This is a genomic window from Mycolicibacterium fluoranthenivorans, from assembly GCF_011758805.1.
Lineage (GTDB): Bacteria > Actinomycetota > Actinomycetes > Mycobacteriales > Mycobacteriaceae > Mycobacterium > Mycobacterium fluoranthenivorans.
In genome coordinates, this window is sequence record NZ_JAANOW010000001.1 from 3,579,807 (window position 1) to 3,602,610 (window position 22,804).

The 22,804-nt window shown below is 67.5% G+C and carries 21 protein-coding genes and 1 pseudogene; 11 read left to right on the forward strand and 11 right to left on the reverse strand.

Translation table 11 applies throughout. From position 1 onward, the window contains the following. Position 1 precedes the first annotated feature (1 nt). The 6 genes from FHU31_RS17440 to FHU31_RS17465 form a co-directional block, all read right to left on the reverse strand. Entirely contained in the window at positions 2-1,180 is a 1,179-nt protein-coding gene (locus FHU31_RS17440) for a DUF7159 family protein (protein ID WP_167160263.1), read from the reverse strand. A gap of 241 nt (positions 1,181-1,421) precedes the next feature. After that, the gene (locus FHU31_RS17445; protein WP_167160265.1) at positions 1,422-3,785 is read right to left on the reverse strand and encodes a Tex family protein; all 2,364 of its coding nucleotides are present in this window, start codon (positions 3,783-3,785) and stop codon (positions 1,422-1,424) included. A 10-nt stretch (positions 3,786-3,795) separates the two neighbouring features. Beyond that, the gene (locus tag FHU31_RS17450; protein WP_167160267.1) at positions 3,796-5,115 is read right to left on the reverse strand and encodes an acyltransferase family protein; all 1,320 of its coding nucleotides are present in this window, start codon (positions 5,113-5,115) and stop codon (positions 3,796-3,798) included. 86 nt (positions 5,116-5,201) lie between these two features. Beyond that, positions 5,202-5,534: a ferredoxin gene (gene fdxA, locus FHU31_RS17455; RefSeq protein WP_090361100.1), complete on the reverse strand. Its 333-nt coding sequence runs from the start codon at positions 5,532-5,534 to the stop codon at positions 5,202-5,204. 102 nt (positions 5,535-5,636) lie between these two features. After that, positions 5,637-6,026: a DUF4267 domain-containing protein gene (locus FHU31_RS17460; protein WP_167160269.1), complete on the reverse strand. Its 390-nt coding sequence runs from the start codon at positions 6,024-6,026 to the stop codon at positions 5,637-5,639. Positions 6,027-6,034: 8 nt separating this feature from the next. Beyond that, entirely contained in the window at positions 6,035-7,972 is a 1,938-nt protein-coding gene (locus FHU31_RS17465; protein WP_167160271.1) for an alkaline phosphatase family protein, read from the reverse strand. Between the two features lie 144 nt (positions 7,973-8,116). Between FHU31_RS17465 and FHU31_RS17470 the strand changes: the two genes are divergently transcribed. From FHU31_RS17470 to FHU31_RS17485, 4 genes are all read left to right on the forward strand, one after another. After that, positions 8,117-8,779 (forward strand): VldE C-terminal domain-containing protein, encoded by a 663-nt coding sequence (locus FHU31_RS17470; protein ID WP_167160273.1) that lies wholly within the window; start codon positions 8,117-8,119, stop codon positions 8,777-8,779. 106 nt (positions 8,780-8,885) lie between these two features. Then, on the forward strand, positions 8,886-9,254 hold the full coding sequence (locus FHU31_RS17475; protein WP_167160275.1) for a SpoIIAA family protein: 369 nt from the start codon (positions 8,886-8,888) through the stop codon (positions 9,252-9,254). Between the two features lie 144 nt (positions 9,255-9,398). Further along, positions 9,399-10,250 (forward strand): magnesium transporter MgtE N-terminal domain-containing protein, encoded by an 852-nt coding sequence (locus FHU31_RS17480; protein ID WP_167160276.1) that lies wholly within the window; start codon positions 9,399-9,401, stop codon positions 10,248-10,250. Then, on the forward strand, positions 10,247-11,485 hold the full coding sequence (locus FHU31_RS17485) for an NRAMP family divalent metal transporter (RefSeq protein WP_167160278.1): 1,239 nt from the start codon (positions 10,247-10,249) through the stop codon (positions 11,483-11,485). The genes FHU31_RS17480 and FHU31_RS17485 overlap by 4 nt, the downstream gene beginning before the upstream one ends. A 7-nt stretch (positions 11,486-11,492) precedes the next feature. On the opposite strand, the pseudogene FHU31_RS31565 reads toward FHU31_RS17485, so the two are convergent. Beyond that, positions 11,493-11,708, reverse strand: a pseudogene (locus tag FHU31_RS31565) (slipin family protein); the annotation flags it as partial. Between the two features lie 93 nt (positions 11,709-11,801). On the opposite strand from FHU31_RS31565, the gene FHU31_RS17495 reads away from it, so the two are divergent. Further along, positions 11,802-13,883, forward strand: coding sequence for an FUSC family protein (locus tag FHU31_RS17495; protein WP_167161126.1), 2,082 nt, complete (start codon positions 11,802-11,804; stop codon positions 13,881-13,883). 91 nt (positions 13,884-13,974) lie between these two features. After that, entirely contained in the window at positions 13,975-16,359 is a 2,385-nt protein-coding gene (locus FHU31_RS17500; protein WP_167160280.1) for a CocE/NonD family hydrolase, read from the forward strand. Here the strand turns inward: FHU31_RS17500 and FHU31_RS17505 are convergent. Further along, positions 16,356-16,532 carry a hypothetical protein gene (locus FHU31_RS17505; protein ID WP_167160282.1) on the reverse strand — a complete coding sequence of 59 codons (177 nt, stop codon included), beginning with the start codon at positions 16,530-16,532 and terminating at the stop codon, positions 16,356-16,358. The two genes, FHU31_RS17500 and FHU31_RS17505, sit on opposite strands and share 4 nt — an antisense overlap. A 29-nt stretch (positions 16,533-16,561) precedes the next feature. Further along, positions 16,562-16,900, reverse strand: coding sequence for an RNA polymerase-binding protein RbpA (locus FHU31_RS17510; RefSeq protein WP_167160284.1), 339 nt, complete (start codon positions 16,898-16,900; stop codon positions 16,562-16,564). 318 nt (positions 16,901-17,218) lie between these two features. Here FHU31_RS17510 and FHU31_RS17515 point away from each other — a divergent pair, with 318 nt between their 5' ends. The 5 genes from FHU31_RS17515 (at position 17,219) to FHU31_RS17535 (ending at position 20,854) form a co-directional block, all read left to right on the forward strand. Continuing rightward, complete coding sequence (locus FHU31_RS17515) at positions 17,219-17,950, forward strand: hypothetical protein (RefSeq protein WP_263987841.1); 732 nt, start codon at positions 17,219-17,221, stop codon at positions 17,948-17,950. Further along, positions 17,947-18,339, forward strand: a complete 393-nt coding sequence (locus tag FHU31_RS17520; RefSeq protein ID WP_263987840.1) for a hypothetical protein — start codon at positions 17,947-17,949, stop codon at positions 18,337-18,339. Before FHU31_RS17515 ends, FHU31_RS17520 begins: the two co-directional genes overlap by 4 nt. 5 nt (positions 18,340-18,344) lie before the next feature. Continuing rightward, on the forward strand, positions 18,345-18,971 hold the full coding sequence (locus FHU31_RS17525) for a DUF998 domain-containing protein (protein ID WP_167160285.1): 627 nt from the start codon (positions 18,345-18,347) through the stop codon (positions 18,969-18,971). Positions 18,972-19,089: 118 nt separating this feature from the next. Beyond that, positions 19,090-19,485: a DUF6319 family protein gene (locus tag FHU31_RS17530; protein ID WP_208411090.1), complete on the forward strand. Its 396-nt coding sequence runs from the start codon at positions 19,090-19,092 to the stop codon at positions 19,483-19,485. 472 nt (positions 19,486-19,957) lie between these two features. After that, entirely contained in the window at positions 19,958-20,854 is an 897-nt protein-coding gene (locus tag FHU31_RS17535; protein WP_167160289.1) for a hypothetical protein, read from the forward strand. A 21-nt stretch (positions 20,855-20,875) separates the two neighbouring features. Here the strand turns inward: FHU31_RS17535 and FHU31_RS17540 are convergent, their stop codons facing one another. Further along, positions 20,876-22,099, reverse strand: a complete 1,224-nt coding sequence (locus FHU31_RS17540) for a sensor histidine kinase (RefSeq protein WP_167160291.1) — start codon at positions 22,097-22,099, stop codon at positions 20,876-20,878. After that, positions 22,099-22,776, reverse strand: a complete 678-nt coding sequence (locus FHU31_RS17545; RefSeq protein ID WP_263987838.1) for a response regulator transcription factor — start codon at positions 22,774-22,776, stop codon at positions 22,099-22,101. Before FHU31_RS17545 ends, FHU31_RS17540 begins: the two co-directional genes overlap by 1 nt. Between the last annotated feature and the right edge of the window lie 28 nt (positions 22,777-22,804).

The following is a 22,804-nucleotide window of genomic DNA, read 5'->3' on the forward strand; positions in this document are numbered from 1 at the left end:
ACTAGGGAACGGGTGCCGGGGCAGGTGCCGGCGGCGGGAAGAGCGAGTTGATCGCCGCCTGAATCGGATCCACCGGCGGCGGTGCCGGCACGGACTCCGCCGGCACCGGGACCTCCTGCTGCGGCGCCGGGACCTGCTGGGGTTCCGGGACCTGCTGCTCGGGAACGGCCGGCACCGCGGCCGGTGGCGGGCCGGGCAGCGGACCAGGGGCCTGTTCGACGAGGGGCGCCGTGGCCGGCACCTGCTCGGGCGCCACGGCAACATGCGGCGGGACCTCGACGGGAATGACCGGGATAGCCGCCGGCTCGCCGGCTTGCAAGGGCACGATGGCTTCGGAATAGACGGGCGGCGGCGCGGCGGGCGGCTCCGGGTTCGACTGCTCGGGCACGACGAGCTCCTGAGCCTGCGGTACGGGAGCCGGGATCGAGCTGACGATCTGCGACGTCCCCGCTGCCGGGCTCACCGGCTGGGTGGCCGTGGCCAGCGGCGCCGGCACATCAGGGCCGCTGAACTGCGAGCCGACTGCCAGCAGTGCGATCACAGCGGTGACCGCCGCAGCACCGGCCATGGTCGCCAACCGTGCCGGTGACGCATCCCGAACCCAGCCGCGTAGACGATGAACTCTGCCGTCGGTCGACCCGGCCGGCACGGCATTGGTCGCCACCGCGCGGGCCGCGTCGTAGGCCGGGGTGAAGCGGGTCGTAGGTGCTTCGGCGGCCTCTGGTGGTAGAGCCACCGCCACCGTGAGGGAGTCGTCCGGATCGGCCGGCTCCGGCTCGATGTCCACATCGAGCAGAACCGACAGATCGGCGTCGGTGAGCGTCACCGCACGTGCCGCGGCGGTGTGAGCGGCGTGGTCCGCCGCCGCCGGGGCGGCATTCTGCAGCCGCACCGAACGGACATCGGCGTAGCCGCACTCCTTGAGCGTCGCGATCAGCTGCGCCGCATGCGCAGCCACGTCATCGCCCCAGGTAACACCGATGGATTCGATCTCGTGCCCGCTGGCCGACGCGATGGCCTGCGCTCCCCGAACCGCGGCCAGCGCCCGTGACTGCAGGTCATCGATGGTGGCGACGCTGAATGAGTCATCGTCGACGGTCAGTGCTTCGGGTTCCGCGCCGTCGACCAAGACCCAGCCCACACCGGCCGATGTCACCGACAGACCCAGTACCGTCTTCACCCCTGGCCCACTCCTGTCACGTTGTTCACACCGGCCAACCGTCAATCGCGCCGAGCATAGTTTGCTCGCTTCCGCGCGGCATCTTCTGAGGAAAGCGCGAATTGATGTCGTACTGGGACCTTCGGCGCTGCGCTCCACCTCGTTACCTGGGGCTGGGTACCCCGAAAGCCACGCTGCACACACCGTGGGCCGGCCCGCAGCGGCACCGAATGTTCACCGAGCGGTCACCGACCGGTTGCGGTCAGCGCCCGAAGCCGGCCTTTCGTAGCGCGTCAGCCATCGAACCCGACGACTGACGGGGCTCCGGGCGGGCTTGGTTGCCACGGTTCTGGTTGCGGCGTTCGCCACCATCGCGGCGGGGAGCATTGTTACCGCGTTCGGGCCGCTTACCCTGGCCGCCCTGCCCGGCCTGCGGATTGTCGTTGAGCCGTAGGGTCAAGCCGATGCGCTGGCGTTCGACGTCCACATCGACCACCTTGACGCGCACCACCTGACCCGACTTGACCACCTCATGTGGATCCGAGACGAAACGGTCCGACATCGCGGACACATGCACCAGCCCGTCCTGGTGCACACCGATGTCCACGAACGCACCGAACGCCGCGACATTGGTCACGACACCTTCGAGCACCATGCCGACCTTCAGGTCGGCCACCTTCTCCACGCCGGCGGCGAAGGTGGCGGTCGAGAAGGCCGGCCGGGGATCGCGCCCGGGTTTCTCCAACTCGGCCAGGATGTCGGTGACCGTCGGGATCCCGAAGCGGTCATCGGCGAACTCGGCCGGCTTGAGTGCCCGCAACGACCGCTCATCACCGATCAGCTCGCCGAGGGTGACCCCGGCGCGGTCCAGGATGCGGTGCACCACCGGGTAAGACTCGGGGTGTACGCCGGAGGCGTCCAGCGGATCCTCGCCACCGGTGATCCGCAGGAAGCCCGCGCACTGCTCGAAAGCCTTGGGCCCCAGGCGGGGAACCTCAAGGAGTGCCTTGCGGTTGGCGAAGGCGCCGACCTTCTCCCGATGCGCGACGATAGACTCGGCCAGCGATTCGGTCACCCCGGACACCCGCGACAGCAGCGGCACCGACGCGGTGTTCAGATCCACCCCGACGGCGTTCACGGCGTCCTCCACGACGGCATCCAGGCTGCGGGCCAGCGTGCCGGGGGTGATGTCGTGCTGGTACTGCCCGACACCGATCGACTTGGGGTCGATCTTCACCAGTTCGGCCAGCGGGTCCTGCAGCCGGCGCGCGATGGAGACCGCGCCGCGGATGGTGACGTCGAGGTCGGGCAGTTCGTGGGCGGCGTACGCCGACGCCGAGTACACCGAGGCGCCGGCCTCGCTGACCATGGCCTTGGTGGGCGCCGGTGCGCCCGCGGCCCGGATATCGGCGATGAGTTCGGTTGCCAGAGCATCGGTTTCACGCGAGGCGGTGCCGTTGCCGATCGCGACGAGCTGCACACCGTGGCGGGCGACCAACGCGGCCAGGGTGGCCTTGGCGTGGTCCCACTGCTTCTGCGGCTGATGCGGGAAGATGGCGCAGCTGTCGACCACCTTGCCGGTGCTGTCCACCACGGCGACCTTCACGCCGGTCCGGAAGCCCGGGTCCAGACCCAGGGTGGTGCGGGTGCCCGCGGGTGCGGCCAGCAGCAGATCCTTGAGGTTACGGGCGAACACCGCCGTGGCTTCCTCTTCGGCACGCTGCCGCAGCTTGATCCGGGCGTCGACAGAAGCCGAGATCATCAGCTTGGTACGCCAGGCCAGGCGCACCGTCGCGGCCAGCCACGGCGTCGCCGGACCCGGCGCGGTCATATCGATGCCGAGGGACTGTGCGACCCGGGCTTGGTAGACCTCGTCCTCGCCGGGATCGAAGGTCAGTGCGAGTGCCTCTTCCTTCTCACCACGCAAGACCGCCAGCACCCGGTGCGACGGCATCTTCTCCAGCGGCTCGGCGAAATCGAAGTAATCGCGAAACTTCTGTGCGGCAGCGCTCTTCGCGGCATCATCGGACCACGGCCGGGTCCGCAGGGTGCCATCGGCCCAGAACTTCGCGCGGACCTCGCCCACCAGTTCGGCGTCCTCGGCGGCCCGCTCGATCAAGATGTGCCGGGCCCCGTCGAGCGCGGCGGCGACGTCGGCGACGCTCTCGCCCAGGAATTCGGCCGCGGCCTCGTCCGGCACCACGGTGGGGTCGGTCAGCAACCGGTCGGCCAGCGGCTCCAGCCCGGCTTCGCGGGCGATCTGCGCCTTGGTGCGCCGCTTCTGCTTGTACGGCAGGTAGATGTCCTCGACCCGGGCCTTGGTGTCGGCGGCGAGCAGCGCGGCCTTGAGCGCGTCGGTGAGCTTGCCCTGTTCCTCGATGGAGGCCAGCACGGCCGCACGCCGCTGATCCAGCTCACGCAGGTACTGCAGGCGCTCTTCCAGGGTGCGCAGCTGGCCGTCGTCCAGGCTGCCGGTGGCCTCCTTGCGGTAGCGGGCGATGAACGGCACCGTCGCCCCCTCGTCGAGCAGCGCCACGGCGGCCGCCACCTGGCCTTCTGCGACGGCCAGTTCCTCAGCGAGACGGGTGTTTACAGATTTGACGATGTGTACGGCGCTCTGACTCACCCGGTGGACCCTACCGAATGGCGGCGACAGGACCCGGCAGCCCGGGCCGAACGCCGATCGTGAGGCGGCCGGCGATCAACGCCACCAGGAACGCCGCCAGCGCGGTGAAGCCCGCGGCCCCGCTCAGGCCGAACTTCGCCATCAGCAGCAACGCCACGCCGGCCACGCAGACCAGCACGCCGGCGGCCGTCGAACGAAGGCCGGTGGCGCCGGCTGGGGCGTCCCACCACGGCAGCGGTCGGTGCTCCAGCGGAGACAGAAGGGTGAAGAAGACGGCCATGACCACGGCGAAGACCACGGCACGCAAGGCGAGCAGCCCCCAGAATCCCGGCGCGTGCACGTCATAGGCATCCAGACCGACGGCGTGCAGACCGAACGTCGCCACCGCGATGGCGGGGATATGCCAGAGGTAGAGCGTCATCGCTCCCCCGTTACCCGTCGCGACGACGGCCCAGACCCGCGGGCGCTGGGCCCACCGCCCGACCGGCCCGGCGGCGGCAACGAACAGTAACGACATCCAGGTGCAGTGCAGGGCCAGCACCGTGGTGGGCGGCGAGACGTTGGAGATGCGTTCTGTGCCGGTGACCACCAGGGAGACCTCGTAGGGGCCGGCCACCACCAGCAGCACCTGACCGGTGCAGGCGACGGCGGCTGCCAGCAGCGCCCCGATCGGCCGGATCAGCCCACGGGCGTAGGCCACGCCGATGACGATCGGGATGAGCCAGACGAGGACGAAGTTGGGCAACCCGGCGTCGGGAGTGCCGAGAGCCAGGCGCAGGGCATCGAAGGCCGCCGCGGCGGCGATCAGGGCAGCCACCACGGCGGTGAAAGCGCCCAGACTGCGTAGCCGGGTCAGCGCCGGCACGAAGGCGAGCACCACCAGGTACACCCCGAGGAACCACAGCAGGGCGACGCATTCGCGGCCCAGGCCTGCCGCGGATTCCGCCCCGAGAATCGCTCGCGCGGCCAGCAGCGCGACCGCCCAGAACGCCAGATACCAGAACACCGGGCGGCACAGTCGCTGCGCCCTGGTGAACAGCCATGTGCCCCAGGTGCTCCGGTCCGGATGCCAGGAGTAGGCCCCCGCGGCTCCGCCCGCCAGGAAGAACAGCGGCATGACCTGCACCACCCAGGTGATCGGCGCCAGCGCCGGCAGTTCGCCCAGGATGTTGCCGATGCGAAGACCACTGCCGTCGATGGTCGCCAGCAGCAGCGCAGAGTGCCCGAAGATCACCACCACCAGGGCGGTGAGCCGGGCGACGTCGACGGCACGGTCGCGGCCCGGGGTGGCCGGGGCGGTGTTCGTGTTCACGGGTTCGGTGAGCGACATACCGTCAGCCTGCCCGAATTCGCGCCGACTGGGATGAGTAGGACTACGTGGTTTCGCACCGAGGGCGAGCGAAGCGACGGGGGGATTTACGGCAGCGAGGCGATCAGCGGGGTGTCGACACCGGCGGGCCCCAATTCGGCGGCGCCACCGGGGTTCCCCAGCGGCCGGTCCCGGCCTGGCAGCACATCGCTGAAGAACGCGGCGTTATCGGCCATGTACGGCAGCTGGTCCTCGGGCAGATCGGTCTCGTAATAGATGGCGTCGGCCTCACAGGCGATCCGGCAGGCACCGCAGTCGACACATTCATCGGGGTTGATGTACATGGTGCGGGCGCCCTCGTAGATGCAGTCCACGGGGCATTCGGCGACGCACGACTTGTGCTTGACGTCCACACAGGCGCTTCCGATCACGTAGGTCATGCCCGCAACGCTACGGCCGGATCAGCCCGGATTCGCCTGCCGAAGGCACTTTCCGGTAGGGACCAAAGTCCCTATTGACCACGGTGGGTATCGAGCGGCCGCTCAGGGCCGACTCGACGGCGGACGGCGGCGGGTGGCGCCCCACAACCCGACGCCGATGCCGACGACCGCACCGCCCAGACCGATCACCTGCTGGCCTCGCGTCAGTTCCTTGTGCACCGGAAGACCACCCAGCAGGTCGGCCGCGTCGGCGCCACCGGATGCCAGGAACCATCCGCGGGTGTCACCGCCGCGCAATCCGGCAGCGAGCAGCAGTCCGCCGATCAGCGCGTCGCGGTAGCCCATGGACCGCAGCAGCAGCCGCGCCGAGGGGCCAGGATCGTTGGGTTCACCCCACCACGTGTTGGCGCGCATCGGATCCACCAGGAAGGACAATCCCGATGCGAGTCGAATGCCGCCTGCGACGAGCGCCGCGCGATCGGTACCGGACATGGCCGACCTCACACCAGGATCGCGTTGTCGGGGACCAGGAACGGCTCCGGCATCGAATCGGTGGGCCCGATCACGCCGGCGCCGGTGAGCAGGCCGATCAGGTTCCCCAGCACGTTCGTCGTCTGGAAGAGCACGTCGGCGACGAACTGGACCGGCAGCACCGCGATCGACGCGATGGTGCTGATCAGGAAGATGCCCTGGTTGGCCACGGCTTGCAGCTGTGCGACAACCTGGTCGGTGAACTGGTTCAGGAAGTACGGGATCGAAGCGAAGATGGTGCGCACGCTCAGGCGCACCTGCGTGCCCAGATCGGGGTAGCCGATATCGGCGATCGCCTCCTTGAGTGCGGCTTCGACACCGTTGTCCGGGGTCGCGCCGGGGCCGTGCGCGGTCAGTGGCACACCGTCGAAATCGCTCGACAACGGCGCGCCGAAGAGACTCAGGATCGTCGGCGTGATGTCGGCGATCGAGTACTGCAGGTTGACTTTCCCGTCGCCGAAGTCTGGTCCATCAGCGACCACGAATGTCGTTGTCTCGGTGGGCGTCTGGAATCCATGCCCAAAACCGAGCTGCGGCTGGTGGCCGTGGTCGGTGACCACCAGCACCGTCCAGTCCTCCCCGGTCGCGGCCTCGCGATCGGCGACGGCCTTCAGAATCAACTGGAGGTTCTCATCGGTACGGGTCAGCGCGTCCGTGTATTGAGTCGACGCGCCGCCGTGTGCGTGGCCGGCCTCATCGACCTGGACCAGGTAGCTGAACAGGAAGTTCGGGACGTCCTCGTAACCCAGGTCGACGCCCAGGATCGTCTTGACCGTCTCGTTGGCCACCGCGGTATCGGTCTGCGACCAATCGGTGTCTCCGGCGACACGTGGGATGAGGACGGACTGATCCGCGCCATAGGTGCCCGCGCTGGAAATGTCGGTGATCACGTCCCAATCGGCGATGGTCTTGGTGACGGTGCCCCGGTTCCACGCTTCCAGCCGGTCGAACACCGTGTGCCAGACGTTGTACACCTGCGGGTTGAAGATGTTGTTGATCACGCCGCTCTTGGTATCCCATACGCCGGTCAGCATGGTCGTCCAGGACGGGTTGGAGATGGTGGTGTGCCCCTGGATGCTCGACGCACCAGCGGTGCTGGTGTCCAACAGATCCAGGAAGCTGTCGTTGTTGCCGTTGTCGTCGTTGCCGAGCAGCCGGCCCAGGCTGGTGCCGTCGATACCGATGACGAGGACATGCTGGGTCGGGGCGGCGGTGATCTGGCCGACCGCGTCACCGGTGCTGGTGCTCATGGCGCGGCTGCGCGAGGTGGTGGTGGCCGCGGTGGCACTGGACAGGCCAGCCGGCGTGGCGGGCAGCGGCAGCGGCAGCGGTAACGGGTCGGGATCGGGCGCGGGCGCGGCGGGTGTGCTCACCGCCAGGGTGGGTGCCGTCTTCACCGCGGGTTCCACGGCCTTGGCGGCGATCGGCTCGGCGCTGCTCTGCGGGGCGACGGCGGGCGCCGGATCGGGGTCCGCGGCAACGGTCGCCGGCACGGACAGCATCACCTTCTTCCGCGTGGACGTGGTGGAGCCAACCGCTGTCCCGGAGACCGATTCGGTTGCCTTGCGGACCTTTTCACCCGGTGTGCGGCTCTTCTTCGGTGTGCCGACGCCGCGTGTGGGTGTACCCGCCTTCGGTGTGGACTCCGCCGGGCGGTCGGCATCCTCGCCCGGTGTCGCACCGGTGGTGGCGTCCGTATCGGCTTTGGGCGCCGAGGAGGCCGCGCCCCCCTTGTCACTGTGGCTGTCACCGTGGCCGGTGTCGCTGCCCGGTGAGTCTCCGCTCGTACTGCTGGCACCGGTGTCGGCGGGGTCGGCATAAGCCACCGCGGTCGCGGCCGCCGATCCGGCCCCCGCGATCACCCCGGCCATGGCGACACCCAGGCATACCTGTTTGACGGTCTTCACCAGACATCTCCGATCCGATATTCGACACTGGAGGCTACGCGGCCACTGACAGGCATCACACAGTTTTCGGGGATCCGCGACCACGGCCGAGCCGAGATGCCGAACACCCGATGTTTGCCGGGCGCACTGATTACAGTGCTGTTCGTGGGCGCGAAGCTACTGGCCGGCGACCGGCGCAAGTCGGCCGGCCGTTGGCTGGCGCTCGCGGCCTCGTTGATGCTGTCCGCGGCCATGGTCCACGCCCAGAACACCTCGCCCACACCGGATGCCGCGGCGCGTGAGCCGGGTCGGACCTCTGCCACGCCGGCCGCTGCCCCGACCGTGACGACCACCGGAGCGGCGTTGCTGGCGGCCAGTGCCCCATCCGAAGAAGCCCGGGTATTCGACTATCCACTGGCAGCGGGCGTCGCCCCGGAGAGCGGGCTGCAGCTCAAGACGATCTGGGTGGCACGCGCCATCAGCATGATGTTCCCGGAGATCAAGACCATCGGCGGTTACCGGCAGGATCCGCTGAAGTGGCATCCGCACGGACTGGCCATCGATGTGATGATCCCGAACTACCATTCTGACGCCGGGATCGAACTCGGCAATCAGATCGCCGGGTATGCCCTGGCCAACGCGCAACGCTGGGGTGTGCTGCACGTGATCTGGCGGCAAGGCTTCTACCCCGGGATCGGTGCGCCGAGTTGGACCGCGGACTACGGCAACGAGACCGCCAACCACTTCGACCATGTGCACATCGCCACCGACGGCGGCGGTTATCCCACCGGACACGAGACCTACTATCTGGGGTCGATGCAGTCCTAGCCGGCACGGACGGTTCGGTGACCTAGTGCCCTATTGTCCCGGCGGGCTGTCCCGAAGACTGATCGCTTCATGCTCACCACGTCTCGGCGCACCGACAGGGGTAGGAATGATCGATTTCGAGTTCGACGCCACACAGTCCGTGATCATCATCCGTCCGCAATCTCGGCTCCAGGCAAGAGATTTCGATACGCTCGCCAATGCCGTCGACCCACAGATCGAGGCAGCGGGTTCCTTGGCCGGCATCATCATCGACGCTCCCACTTTTCCCGGTTGGGATGATTTCGCCGCGCTGATCCGCCACTTCCGTTTCGTCCGGGACCACCAGAAGCATGTCAAGAAGATCGCAGTGGTGACCGACTCCCCGATCGGGGATCTCGCCGAACACCTGGCGTCACACTTCATATCGGCGCAGATCAGACATTTCCCCCGCGGCCACGTCGAGTCGGCCCGACAGTGGATTGCGGGCACGTCATGACGCGCCTCAGCCGGAATCATGGTGTGCCCGGCGATCACGTTCTACGCTGGGGCCGCACCGCCGACCGCCGCAGGTTCGACGCCCCGATGGAGATGCACCCTGGCCAGTCATGACCCCGGGACTCGCTGGGAACGTTCCGGCCTCTTGTGGCTGAGCCGCGAAACGGGCCAGCAGGTGCTGCGGGCCGACGGCACGCTCGTCGGGCTGGTCGCCGACGTCTCCGTCGAACTCGATCAATCCAGCGGACCGCAGATGGTGCAGCGCCTTCTCGTCCGGCGCCGGCGAGCACCGGGCCTTCTGGTCCCGTGGACAGCGGTGGTCGAGTTCGGACGTCACGGCGTACTCCTGAACGACGGGATCGGCACGGCCGTCCCGTTCGGCCCGGACGGCGCCGGGCTTCGTGACCACGAGATCCTGCTTCTCCGCGACGTACTCGACACCCAGGTCGTCGACATCGTCGGGCAGCGCCTGGCCCGTGTTTCGGATGTGGTGCTCAATCGAACGGCGGACGGCCGACTCGAATTGGTCGGCGCCGAAGTCGGATTCGGCGGGGTGCTGCGACGACTCGGTCTGCACCGACTGGCAGTGCGCGCCGGCGACGACGTGGTGGACTGGACCGATCTGCATCTCACCTCGGAACGCGGCCACACCGTGCAACTCAACACGCCCCGTTCGGCCGTCCACCATCTCGACGAGTCCGGACTCGTAGCGCTCGTCGACCGGCTCGACGTCGAGTCGGCTGCCGAGGTTCTGGCGACGACGAAACCGCTTGTCGCAGCCCGGGTGATCCATGGCTCGGACCCGGTCATCGGGGAGAAGGTACTGCGAGCGATGCCCGGTGACCACGCCGCGCACATCGTGGCGGCGATGCCGTCCGCATATGCGAAGCGGTGGCTCGCCCGCCTCGCACGAGCACACGTCCATCCCGGCCGTCGTTCGCTCCGCTTCCAGGTCTGGCCGCGGCGCCGGCGGGCAACCGGCAGCAGGTCGCGATGAAAGGCTCGACGCGACGAAGGTGGACACTCGGGTCGCTGATGGCGGTGGTGGGACCGGGTCTGCTCGCGGGACTTTCGGACGACGACCCGGCCGGCATCACCACGTACTCGGTCCTCGGCGCGGACCACGGCTACCAGCTGCTGTGGGTCCTGTTGCTCTCCACCGTCGCGCTGGTGTTGTTCCACGGGCTGGCGGCGCGCATGGGCGTGGTCACGGGCCAGGGTCTCATCGGCCTGGTTCGTCAGCGCTACGGCGTGCGACTGGGTGGCGCCACCCTCGCGGCACTGGTCATCGCCAATGTCGGCACCACCTGCGCCGAGTTCGCCGGGATTGCCGCCGGAACCGAACTCTTCGGGATCAGTCGATATCTGAGCGTCCCGGCCGCGGCACTGCTGGTATCCGTGCTGGTGTTGCGGGGCAGCTTTCACCGCGTCGAGCGCTTCCTGCTGGTGCTGTCCACGGTGTTTCTGGCCTATATCGCCTCGGGTGTCCTCGCCCATCCAGACTGGCACGCCGCCGTTCACGGGCTGATCGTGCCGAGCATGCCCAGCGGCGGCGCGGCCGTCGCGATCGTCACCGCCACCGTGGGAACCACTCTTGCTCCGTGGGGGCTGTCTTTCATCCAGTCCTACGCCGTCGACAAGAAACTGCGGACCGCCGACCTGGCGCTCGAACGCGTCGACGTGATCACCGGAGCGCTGCTCACCGGAATCATCGGCTTCTTCGTCGTCGTGGCCTGCGCGGCGACACTGTACCGAAGCGGCCGGTCGATCCGGGATGCCGCCGATGCGGCCGTGGCGCTGCAGCCGCTCGCCGGAGGCGCGGCGTCGACCCTGTTCGCCGTCGGACTGATCGGCGCGGCCCTTCTCGCCGCCTCCGTGCTGCCGTTGTCGACCGCCTACTCGGTGTGCGAATACGCCGGAGTCGAGGCGGCGGTGGATGATTCGTTCGGCGAGGCGAAGACCTTCTATATCACCTTCGGGGGCGTGACGCTCATCGGTGCCACCGCGGTGCTCGTGCCGACCGCGCCGCTCGTCACCATCCTGGTCGCCACCCAAGTACTGAACGCGGTGCTGCTCATACCGATACTCATCGTGATGATCGGTATCGCCAGGGACCGTGACCTCATGGGTCGTTTCACCATCAGCCGGGCCGCCACCGCGGCGTACGTCGTCACGACGGCGGTGGTTCTCATCTGTGTCGCTGCGTTGGCGGTCACGACGGTGACCGGCTGAGCGGCGCTCAGCGGTCGGCGCTGCCCGCCGAAGCCGTCAGGTCGGACGTATGCGCAACCCGCGGAAGAGATATCGGTGGTTCGGCGAATTCCGCGGCCGCACCGACTTCGCGAGCGAAGAAGGCGCCGACATCTCCGATCGCGCTCATCAGCGGCGCCGGGAACACCACGGTGGTGTTCTTGTCCACACCCAATTCGACCAGGGTCTGCAGGTTACGCACCTCTCCCGATGTTCAGCAGTGGCCGTCGGCCGGACGCGAAGGGTTCGAGCCGTCGATGTGCGCGGCGTGGGTGATCTGGTGACGCACAATCGAGCGATGCACCCGTCGGCGCTTCGAGACAGCGCTGTGCGCTTCATCGTCGACTCCGACCCAGGACGATTGCGGCTGCGCAGCGCAGCGGCCACCACGCTGTCGCTGGTGCTGGCCATCGTTGCGCTGCTGACGTTCACCCGGTACACCCATCAGCCGGTCACCGTGGCCATGCTGGGCGCCATCGTCGCCATGCAGTCGTCGGCGGCGGTGAAGGACAAGCAGCAACACGACCGCGTCATCACGACGCTGTTACTGCCTGTGCCGGCGGTGGGCGCGGTGGCGCTGGCGGCGGGCCTTGCCCCTTTCGACTGGGTGGCCGATGTCGGGTTCATCATCGTGCTGTTCATCGCCGTGTGGGTGCGCCGGTTCGGCCCCCGGGGCAACGCGCTGGGCATGGTCTCGTTCATGTCGTACTTCTTCGCTCTGTTCATCCACGCCACCCCCACGCAGATTCCGATCCTCGCCGCCGCCGTCGGTGTCGGGGTCTGCGCCACCCTGTTCGTGCGGGTAGTGATCCTTCCCGACCGGCCGCGCGCCGAAGTGATCCACCTGGTGCGGGCGTTACGCGGGGTCTCGATCACGGTGCTCGACGCCGTCACCAAAGACCGCAAGAAACACGATCTGTCGGCGGTGCGCCGCCGGCTGGACCGCCTCGGCGAGACCGGGTTGATGATCGATGACTGGCTGGATCGGCACGATGCCGCGGCCACCCTCAGCGTCACCAGCGACGAGCTGGCGCTTCGCGTTTTCGATGCACAGATCTCCGTCGAGCAGTTGGCCGGTCTGCTGTGGGGCCTGGATGCTGCCGGCGAATGGACCGGCGGACTCGTCGACGCCGTCATCGCGCTTCGCATGTGCCTCCAGGACCATCCGACCCAGGAGGAGCTTCGTGCGGCCCGCAAGAGCGCGGCCGCGGCTGCCGACCGAGCCGACGTGTCCGCGGCCTCGGGTATCGCCACCGTCGTCGCCTATCGGGCGGTGCAGGCACACCTTGCCATTCACCACATCACCACCAACGCCTTGGGTGTCTCCCCCGGGCCCCAGTCCACGCCCGAACCAGAAGCCGTGGACGAGGACGAGGACACGGGCCTGGACCCCAGCACCAAAGCCGCCATCCAGGTGGCCGTCGCCACCAGTGCGGCCACCGTGCTCGGTGAGCTGATCTCCCCCGATCGCTGGTATTGGGCCGTGCTGACGGCCTTCCTGGTGTTCACCGGGGTCTCCACCCGCGGGGAGATCCTCACCCGGGCAGGGCATCGCATCGTCGGCACCATCGCCGGTGTGGTGGCGGGGGTCGTGCTGGCCACTCTGATCGGGCACAACCAGCCCGTACAGATCCTGGTGTTGGTGGTCTGTGTGTTCTGCGCGTTCTATCTGGTCACCGTCGCCTATGCCTGGTTGACGTTCTTCGTCACCGTGGTGCTGGCGATGCTGTACGGGTTGCTCGGCAATTTCAGCATCCAGGTCCTGGAGTTGCGCATCGCCGAGACCGCCGCCGGCGGTGCGGTCGGGATCGCCTCGGCGTATTTCGTCTTCACCACCGGCACCCGGGCGACGTTCGTCGAGAAGGCGGGTGACTACTTCGACCGGCTGACGGAAGTGATCGACGCCGGCATCGCCTCGGTGCTCGCACCGGGCGGGGAGACCGATCTCGTGGCCGAGACCCGCAGCCTCGACAACGCCCTACAGGAAGTCGTGAAGGCCGGCAAGCCACTGCAATTCGGACCGGCGGTCCGAAGCCGGCGCGGAGCTCAGCGCCTGGTGCGCGGCCTCCGCGCGGGGAACCGCTCGGCGCATGCCCTGGCCCGCGCCGGCGTCAATGCCGCACGCGCTGATCCCGCCACCGCACCGTCGGAGTCCACCGCCATCGCGTTGCGTAGGGCGGCCGACCACGTGTGTGACACCGTCGCCGGCGTCACCCGGATGATTGCGGCCGGCGACGCCGGAGCCCAGGACAAAGCGGCGACAAACGTGATCGCAGAGGTGATGGCGACCTCGGGTATCCCGCCCGGACCTGTCCGGGCGGCAGTGCGGGCGCTGAACAATCTGGATCGGACGTTGACCGAGGTGACCAGCCGAGTCTGAGTGTCTCCTGCGAGTTTCAGTAGCGTCCGCTGATTGCCGACGCGAGCGTCAATTGGTGGTCGAAAGATCGGGTCACCAGGAAGAGGCGCAGATGACCAACGAAGCTCTCGCACGCGGCAATTCATCGCGGTATATCGGTCGCATCGGCGGACTGGCCGCCGCACTCGGCATCGGCACCGTCCTGCTCGTCGGCGCCGACGCGGTCGCCTCGGCGCAGACCGGGCCGGCGGACACGGCGGCCGCCACGTCGTCGAGTACCGCACAGACCGCGCCGACGCCCCCCACCAAGCCGAAACCGCACACCGCAAGCTCCCGCCACCCCAAGAAGCCGGGCACCGATCCCTCGACATCACCCTCGGCCGAGTCGACGTCCAATTCACCTGCCACGCAATCGACCCCCGGCACGACGACACCGGCGGAGGGCAGCACATCCCCGACCGAAAAGGTGGCCGCCGCCGCGACCTCCACCGGCACCGCCTCTGCCACCGCCACCGTGTCGAAGACCGCGGCGACGCATGCGAAGCCCGCGGCCGTCCCCGCCACATCCGTCACGACGAACCCGATCACCGTCAATCCGACCCTCACGTTCAACGACGGCATCATCGACGGCAACGCGAACGCCACCGACAGCCGCGGGGTCACGTTGTCCTACACGGTCGTGTCCGGCCCGAGTCAGGGCGGAAAGATCGCCTTCACCCCGGAAGGGACCGCGGGCAGCTTCGCCTATCTGCCGTACGCCACGGTGGTGAAGTCCGGCACCGAGACGTTCCGTGAATTGGTCAGTGAAACCACGGCATTCGACAAGAATCTGGAGAACATCCCGCTTCTGGGTTCTCTGGTGTTCGAACCGATTCTGGACAAGCTGTACCAGACGAAGGGTGTCAACACCGCGCTCGCACCGCTCATCGGCTACGCGGTGGTCGTGCCGTACACCGCCGACCCGTCGGCGCTCAACGCCACCGGTGCGCCGATCGCGTACACGGTGAAGGTGAAGTCCTTCGACGGCACGCTGATCAGCACCAACTTCTTCCCTGCGTCTCATCTGGGCTCGGGCTCGGCGCCCACCATTCTGGAAGGGCCCGGACTGGGCAGCGCCGGGCTCACCGACCCGTACTCCGCCAACGGAATCCCGTCCAACCCAGGTCTCGTCCCGGGTGTCGCTCCGCTGCGCGACGCCGGCTACAACGTGGTCACGTGGGATCCCCGCGGGGAGTTCGCCTCCGGGGGCACCCTCCAACTGGACAATCCGTCCTTCGAAGGCAAGGACGTGTCGTCCATCATCGACTACGTCCTCAAGCTCCCGGAGACGGCTGACAACCAGCGGATCGGGATGGTGGGCGGTTCCTACGGCGGCGGTATCCAACTCGTCAGTGCGGCAATTGATCCCCGTATCGATGCGATCGTGCCGAGCATCGCCTGGAACAGCCTGAACAACGCGCTGTACCCCAACGCCGCATTCAAGACCTCGTGGGCCGCCATCCTGGTGCTGTCGCTGCTCGAAGGGGCCGCACGGATCAACCCGACGATCTACGGCGGTGTATTGACCGGGTCGCTGTTCGGCTTCCTCACCCACAGCGCACAGTCGCTGCTCACCTCAAGCGGCCCTGGCCCGCTCGTCAGCGCCATCAAGGTGCCGACGCTGTTGCTGCAAGGCACCGCCGACGGGCTTTTCACCCTGCAGCAGGCCGTCACCAACGAACAGTTGCTGGCCAAAGACGTTCCCGTGAAGATGGTCTGGTTCTGCGGCGGTCACGGGGTGTGCCTGAACCCCGGCAACGCCGATCAGGCCACCCTTCTCACCCAGGACACCCTGGCGTGGCTCGATCAGTACGTCAAGCAGGACGGTTCGCCGGCCGACATCATTCCGACGTTCCAATGGTACGACCAGAATGGGGACCTGCACTCCTCCAACGTCTTTCCGTCGGATCCGGCCTTCAACGGCACCCCCGTGACGGCCACCGGATCCGGTGGCACCATACCGATCATCCCCATCGTCGGCGGCGCAGGACCGCAGACCAAGGTCTTGAACCTGGGATTGGACGCCCTGGATGCCGCCCTGTTGTCGATCGCCACGGCCGCGCCGGCCAAGAATGCGATCAACCTGCAGGTGTCGGTGCCCGGTGGCGCCGAGATCGTCGGGGCCCCGCAACTGTCGTTCAGCTACGCCGGCCTCGGCACGAGTCGCACCGTGTACGCCCAGATCGTGGACGACGACACCGGTCTGGTGCTCGGCAACCTCGACACGGCCATCCCGGTCACGCTGGACGGGCGGTCGCATACCGTCTCGATCGCGCTGGGCACGCTGCAGGACATCGCCTACACCGCGGCCGCGGCGGGCAGCATCCTGACGTTGCAACTGGTCGGGTCGGCCACCCAGTACGAGAATCTCACCCAGTTCGGTGTCATCCACGTCTCCGGGATGACGCTCACCCTGCCCACCGTCGGCGCGGGGGTGGATACGTCGGCCGCTGTCTAGCGCGCCACCTGGAGCGGGCTCTGCGCGAGGTCCTCAGCCTCGACGGGGACCATCTGTTCGGTTCCCGCTGTGGTCACGTGGCATGCCGCGCATTCGCGACCCAACGTGACCTTGCGTATCCGCCGGTCCGGAAACAGTCGGTGGAAGCAGGCGAAGCAGATCTTCTGGGTCATCAGCTGGGTCTCCCGGTCGCGCAACCGAGTCAGCGGCCGCGACGGAGTGAGTCGATGAGCTTCAGCCGCTCCTTGAACAGGATCTCGAGCTCCTCTATCGAGCGGCGCTCCAGCACCATGTCCCAGTGGGTGCGCACCGGCCTGCCCTTTTTCGGCGCGGGTGCCTCGCCGTTGAGCAGGAGGCCCTCCATCCCGTTTCGGCACGCCCAGGTCGCGGGAATCTCGGCATCGCTGGCGAACGGTACGTCGAACTCCTTGCCGTTCGCCGTGCGGTAGCGCGCCACCTGGCGCGGCGGAAGATCGAGATTTCGGTCGGTCTCGTAGCTGATGGCGCCGAGGCGCGTGCCTTTCAGGCGACGGTCGACCATGGTCAGCGACCGATGACGATGGGCGGTGAGGTAATCAGTTCGAATTGCACAGCAGGCCTCTTGGGGTGCGGAGGGGGTGTTCGGCGGGAACCGCTACGCACCTATGACGCACTGTTTGCCTGATATGCCCGTTGACCGGAGGTTCTCCTGCCAGTCTAGCGCAGCACCGCCCGTACAGCCGGGACTGCGCGAATTACCCACGCGGTGGTCACAATCGGCTGTCACGTCATCGCACAACGCAGCGATTCACGTCGCCAACATCGGACTCTTCGGCGCGCCGGACCGGCGTCGGACGGCATTGGGCGAGATGATACGGATGTGGCTATTGATGCGAATGTGACGAACGACGTGCCGACGCCTCAGTCGTCTGACGACCAGACGGCCGAGGTGGCTTCCAGTCCGCAGCCGCAGCAGCGGGCCTGGTCGATGCCCAAGCCTCCGGTGACCCGTGGACAGGCGGACGCGGTGGGACGGATTGCGCGCAGTGGCGCAAAGTCCGTCATCACGCTCATCGCCGACATCGCTCGATACGGCGGCCGTCTCGCGCGCCGGCTGGCCCGTGCCATCGAGACAGTCCCGCCGGCGCTGCGCGTCCTGGGCCTGGTCGGCGTACTCACGCTCCTCGGCATGGTCGGCGCGATCACGCTGCACGATTCGCTCGGCCTGGCCTGCATCGTCGTGGTGGTGCCAGTGTGCTCGATCACCCTCGGTGCGCTCGGCCACCGCTGGTACGCCGAACAGCGCGCAGAGGGCGTGCAAAGCCCGGCAGCGAAAGCCTCGGCCGCGGATCTGCAGCGATCGGTCGAGTACGTCGACCACAAGCTCACCGTCGCACTCAACGCCTTCGGCGCAGAACGTCATCAGCACGCGATGATCGCGCTCTTCCAGGCCAAGACGGCGGTGGAACTCACCCTCGGAACCGAGCAGGACACCGCGAACCATATCGACGCGCTGTTGGCGGTGGACGACCACAACGCCCGACCGCGGATTCGCGCGGGCGCGACCGCGAAATCGTTGTTGCGGGAGAACACTTCGCTGGCGGCGTCGTGAACGACGACACCATCTCCGGCCACGTCGCGCTCGTCGAGGACGACTACACCCTGGTCATCAATCGCGGTGCGCAAGCCGGCGTGACCGCGGGCATGATCTTCGCGGTGCACTCGGAGTCGGTCCAGATGATCACCGATCCTGAATCCGGCCGGGAATTGGGCAGGCTCACTCACGAGAAGCTTCGGGTGCGTGTGTTCGACGTGCATCCGTTGTTCTGCCGCGCACACACTTTCGCCCGCACCGACGACTTCTACGGCCTGTTCCAGGCGACTGCCGTGGTGACCGTCGACGTCGGCGACAGTGTTGAATCGGTGCGCAGCGTTGAATCGGTGCGCAGCGTCGAATCGGTGCGCAGCGACGCGGTGACCCGCCAGGCGACGTCCGGGTAGCGGGCGTGGCCGCGGCTCGGTGGCCGGGACCGGCCTTGGTCCTTGCGGGCGCTGGATTCCTGATCATCGAGGCTCTCGCGGCAACCGCATCGATGTCACTCGGATACTCCTACGCCCGCAACTACATCAGCCAACTCCAGCTGGCGCCGTACCCATACGGCGCGGCCATGAGCGCCGCGTTCGTACTGAACGGTGTGTTGACGGTGGCCGCGGCGGTCGCGTTGCGGCAGCGTCAGCCGCCGGGAGCGGGGCGGGGCGTGCTGTTGGCCCTGGCGCTGACCTACGGTTTCGGGATTGTGCTGGCGGGGATCTTTCGGGGAGACGTCGCGCCGCAGGTGCACAGCATCGGTGCCGGCTTGTGCATTCTCGCCGGCAACCTCGCCCTACTCACGGCGGCCTGGTTGCTGCACCGACGGGGACGCACCACGGTCGCCATCGCGCTGGGGTTGCTCGGGTTGCTCGGATTGACCGGAACCGTCCTCATGCTCACCGCCACCCTCCCCGATCACGCCGGGGTGGTGGAGCGCATCGCGGTCTACCCGAACCTCCTCGGCCAGGTCGCCCTCGGGATCGGCGCGATGCTCAGTCGAGACAGATTGATGCACAAGGACATTCCCCACACCAGCCGTTAGAAGTTGACATCGGTCGTCGAACATGTGTTCTAATGGCTGTCACGCCCGCCTCGTTTCACGGGCCCATGCCCAGAAGGAGTTCGCCGTGACGACGACCATAGCCGCCCCCGACGCAGAGCTGCAGGCTGCCGACTTCTCCCCGGCCGCCCCCGCCGACAGCAGCGCCCCCGCGAGCGCACCCGCCGCACCCCCGGCTCCGCTCGCCGAAAGGCCAAAGGCCGCAGCCAAGAAGACGGCCGGGAAAAGGACGAAGACCCTCGAGCTGACCCTCACGGTCACCGGCACCGCCGACGGGGAATGGCGTGCCGAACTCAAGCAGGGCGCCACCTATCTGGCCCGTGATCTCACGGTGGCGGCCGCCGCCGTTTCCCGCGCGGCCAAGGAACTGCACGAGGATCTCGCCACCCCGATCGATGAGGTGATCGAGGCGGCGCGCTCCCAACAGGCAGCCCGGGTCGCCACCCTCGAAGCCGAACTGGAAGCCGCCCGTAAGGCGCTGGCCGAACTGGTCTGAACCGGGGCGAACCGTCCACCCGATCGGTCGTCTGATTGCGTGTGCCGTAGCGGGTTTCAAGACACCGGGCCACAGACAAACGTGCCTCTATGACCGTGCGACCCGCGAAGGCATACAAACTCGCGCCAGCGCGGCCTGCGACGCACTGGCCGCCCGAGTTCGCGTCCGGGAACTTCGACACCGCCAATCCGGACCGCGAAGTTCCGACACGCACCCGTCGATATCCAGCACGAGGCGACACCATGCCCCGCAGCAAAACTCCATTTGGGCAAATTTGCTTGCGCGTCAGGCATACGATGCCACCGGCATACAGCGTCCATATCACGACACATGGCTACCTCTGTCTAGCGCAGCTACATGAAATGGTCGATAACACAGTAACTTCCAAGGTCGACGCCAGATTGAGTTGGTACCGTTGGGCATGGCTTCATGGGGACGGGTCTGGCGGCGACCGCCAGTCGGTGACATCGACGTGGCGACCGAGCCGCGGCGTTCGGCAACGCAGCCCGCGCACGATGCGACACCGCACAAGGCGGCCACCCGAAACACCGGCACCAACCCGCAGGGTCCATTCACCTTCTGCGCAACGCTCACCGAACTGGCCGCAGAACACGTCCGGTTGCGTCGCGCCAATCACACGTCGACGGCCGGCATCCTCGGGAACGCAGACGCCAACGTGTCACTGACCAGCTACGGAAAACGTATCGACTCGGTATGGAAGACCATCGAGTCCATCGGGGCCGGCGAGGTCAAACCTCGTCGTGTCATCCTGTGGCTTGACGACCCGGCCGCCATGGCGGATCTGCCGCCATCCCTGAGACGGCTTCAGGCCCGTGGGCTGGAGATTCGCAGCTGCCCCGATTACGGCCCGCACAAGAAGTACTTTCCCTACGTCAACGAGATCCTGCCGGAGCAGCCGGACCAGACGCTGGTCACCGCCGACGATGATGTCCTGTACCCGGCGAATTGGCTGAAAGATCTTCTGAACGTGCATGACCCGCGCGAAGTTACGGCTTTCCGGGCGCGGGTCCGCAGCGACGGCCCGTACCGCACATGGCCACTGTGCACCACCACCGAAGCCTCCGACACCGTGTTCGCAACCGGCACTTCCGGCGTCGCGTACCCGCCGGCAGTGCTTCACACCTTGCAGGATCGCGGCGACGAATTTCTCCGAGTGTGCCCACGGGCCGACGACTTCTGGCTGCACTACGCCACCGTTGCCGCCGGCATCCAGATTCGGCAGGTTCGCGACACCGCCGCGTTGTGGTGGTCGACGCCGATCGCACTGAATCGCGGGCTGTGGGACGGCACCGGGGCCGCGAACGACGCCATCGCCGACGAGACGCGTCGGTACTGGCTGGCGGCCTGAGCTTCGGCGGCCAGGATCCGGTCACTGCCCGCGCTCTGACCGTATGTCCGCAGCGGGTATGGACAGCGTGAAAGTGGCTCCGCCACCAGGGGTTTGCGCGACGCTGATCTCACCACGGTGCGCATGGGCGATCTCCCGCACGAGTGCCAAACCGATACCGTAGCGGCGCGGGCCACCGGTCATGGTGTGCGCGTGGCCGTGGGAGAATCTGTCGAACAAGGTGTCCATCGCGGCACGGTCCACTCCGACTCCGTCATCCTGCACATCGATGACGGCACGATCGCCGTGACGACCGACCCGTAGCGTGATGGTGCCACCCGGGTGCTGGTGGGCCAGTGCGTTATCGACAAGTGCCGATATCGCCCGGCGCAGTGCGGATGTCGATCCCAGGACGACACAGCTCTGCCCGTCATCGGTGCCGTCTTCGACAACCAACCGCACCCCCGCCGCTTCGACGTGCTGCGCCATGCTGGCGTGCACGGCATCGGCCAGCCCCGCGAGGTCGATTCGATCGCGGGGCGCGGCGCCCACCGTCATCGACGCCGAGGCGAGCAGGTCTTCTATCACCGCACCGAGAGCGCGGGTGTCAGAGGCAAGAGCCTCGATCTGATCTTTGGCGGCGTGGGCGTCCCCGTCGTCGAACTGGCGAGCGAGCATCTGCACCCGGGTGTGCAGCACCGTCAGCGGCGCACGCAGTTCGTGTGAGGCATCGGCGACGAATCTGCGTTGCAAGGCCAGGGCTTCGGTCAGCGGCCGGATGGACCGCCGGGTGAGCAGGACCACGACCGCCACGGACACCGCGATTCCCGCGAGCTCGGCGATGGCCAGCGACAGCAGCAACCGACTTCGACTGGCCTCGTACGGACGCAGATCGATCAATGCGACCACTCGGCCCTCTGGTCTGTCCGCCACCAACCCGCGGTAGCGCGTGCCACCGATCTCCGTGTCGAACGCCCCCGGGGGTCTGGCCAGCAACTCCGCCACGGGCAGGCCATCGGAGCTGGCCTCTTCCTTGCCGGTGCGATCACGCAGTACCAGCATCATCCCGGTCGGCGGATCGGTGGCATCGTCAGCGGTCGCGGCGACGTTGCTCAGCTGCGAGGTGATCTGCTGGCTCTGAACCCGGGCGTCGACGAAGAACACCGCGGCTCCGACGATCAGCAGGACCAGGGTCAGGGCGAGCGAGGCCTGTAACGCCGCGACCCGCCCGGCGCGCCGGACGACTGTCAGGTCACCGTCCGACATCAGCCCGGCCCGAGCCGATAGCCGATTCCGTGCACCGTCTGCACCACTCCCCTGCCGAGTTTGCGACGCAGATAGTGCACATAGGTGTCGACCACGCCCGCGGAATCGGCACCCTCGAAGGCGATCTCCAGCAGTTGACGGCGGGTGAAGACTCTCTTGGGCGCACTCATCAACGTGGCCAACAGTGTCATCTCTCGTTCGGAGAGTTCGACCACGCGATTGCCGACGGCGCTGCCACTGACCGTCCGAGTGATCCGGTCCAGGCACAACCCCCCGGCACGCAGCGTGGAACCCCCGTCCGGGCGCCTGACGAGGGCACGAACCCTGGCGAGCAACTCAGGTATTTCGAACGGCTTCACCAGATAGTCCTGCGCGCCGGCGTCGAGCCCGTCGACGCGGTCGGCGACCGATCCCCGTGCCGTGAGAAGCAAAGCGGGAGTGGCGATGCCGCGGGACCGGAGCAGCGCGACGAGGTCCGATCCGTCCATCACCGGAAGTCCACGATCGATGATCATCGCGTCGTAGCTACCGGTGAGACCGCTGTGCAGACCTTGTTGCCCGTCCGCGGCGACGTCGACCTGATAGCCCTCATCGACGAAGAGGTCGGTGAGCAACCTGCTCAAGGCCGGGTCATCCTCGACAACGAGCAGCAGCGGTGCTGATTGTCCGTCGCTCACCCAGACAGCGTCCCATGCCGGTTCTTGG

What these genes read in the sequence shown, in the direction of transcription:
- FHU31_RS17450 (WP_167160267.1), bottom strand. Translation starts at nt 5,115, where the DNA reads ATGTCGCTCACCGAACCCGTGAACACGAACACCGCCCCGGCCACCCCG.
- fdxA (WP_090361100.1), bottom strand. Translation starts at nt 5,534, where the DNA reads ATGACCTACGTGATCGGAAGCGCCTGTGTGGACGTCAAGCACAAGTCG.
- FHU31_RS17460 (WP_167160269.1), bottom strand. Translation starts at nt 6,026, where the DNA reads ATGTCCGGTACCGATCGCGCGGCGCTCGTCGCAGGCGGCATTCGACTC.
- FHU31_RS17475 (WP_167160275.1), top strand. Translation starts at nt 8,886, where the DNA reads ATGATCGATTTCGAGTTCGACGCCACACAGTCCGTGATCATCATCCGT.
- FHU31_RS17485 (WP_167160278.1), top strand. Translation starts at nt 10,247, where the DNA reads ATGAAAGGCTCGACGCGACGAAGGTGGACACTCGGGTCGCTGATGGCG.
- FHU31_RS17495 (WP_167161126.1), top strand. Translation starts at nt 11,802, where the DNA reads ATGCACCCGTCGGCGCTTCGAGACAGCGCTGTGCGCTTCATCGTCGAC.
- FHU31_RS17500 (WP_167160280.1), top strand. Translation starts at nt 13,975, where the DNA reads ATGACCAACGAAGCTCTCGCACGCGGCAATTCATCGCGGTATATCGGT.
- FHU31_RS17505 (WP_167160282.1), bottom strand. Translation starts at nt 16,532, where the DNA reads ATGACCCAGAAGATCTGCTTCGCCTGCTTCCACCGACTGTTTCCGGAC.
- FHU31_RS17510 (WP_167160284.1), bottom strand. Translation starts at nt 16,900, where the DNA reads ATGGTCGACCGTCGCCTGAAAGGCACGCGCCTCGGCGCCATCAGCTAC.
- FHU31_RS17540 (WP_167160291.1), bottom strand. Translation starts at nt 22,099, where the DNA reads ATGTCGGACGGTGACCTGACAGTCGTCCGGCGCGCCGGGCGGGTCGCG.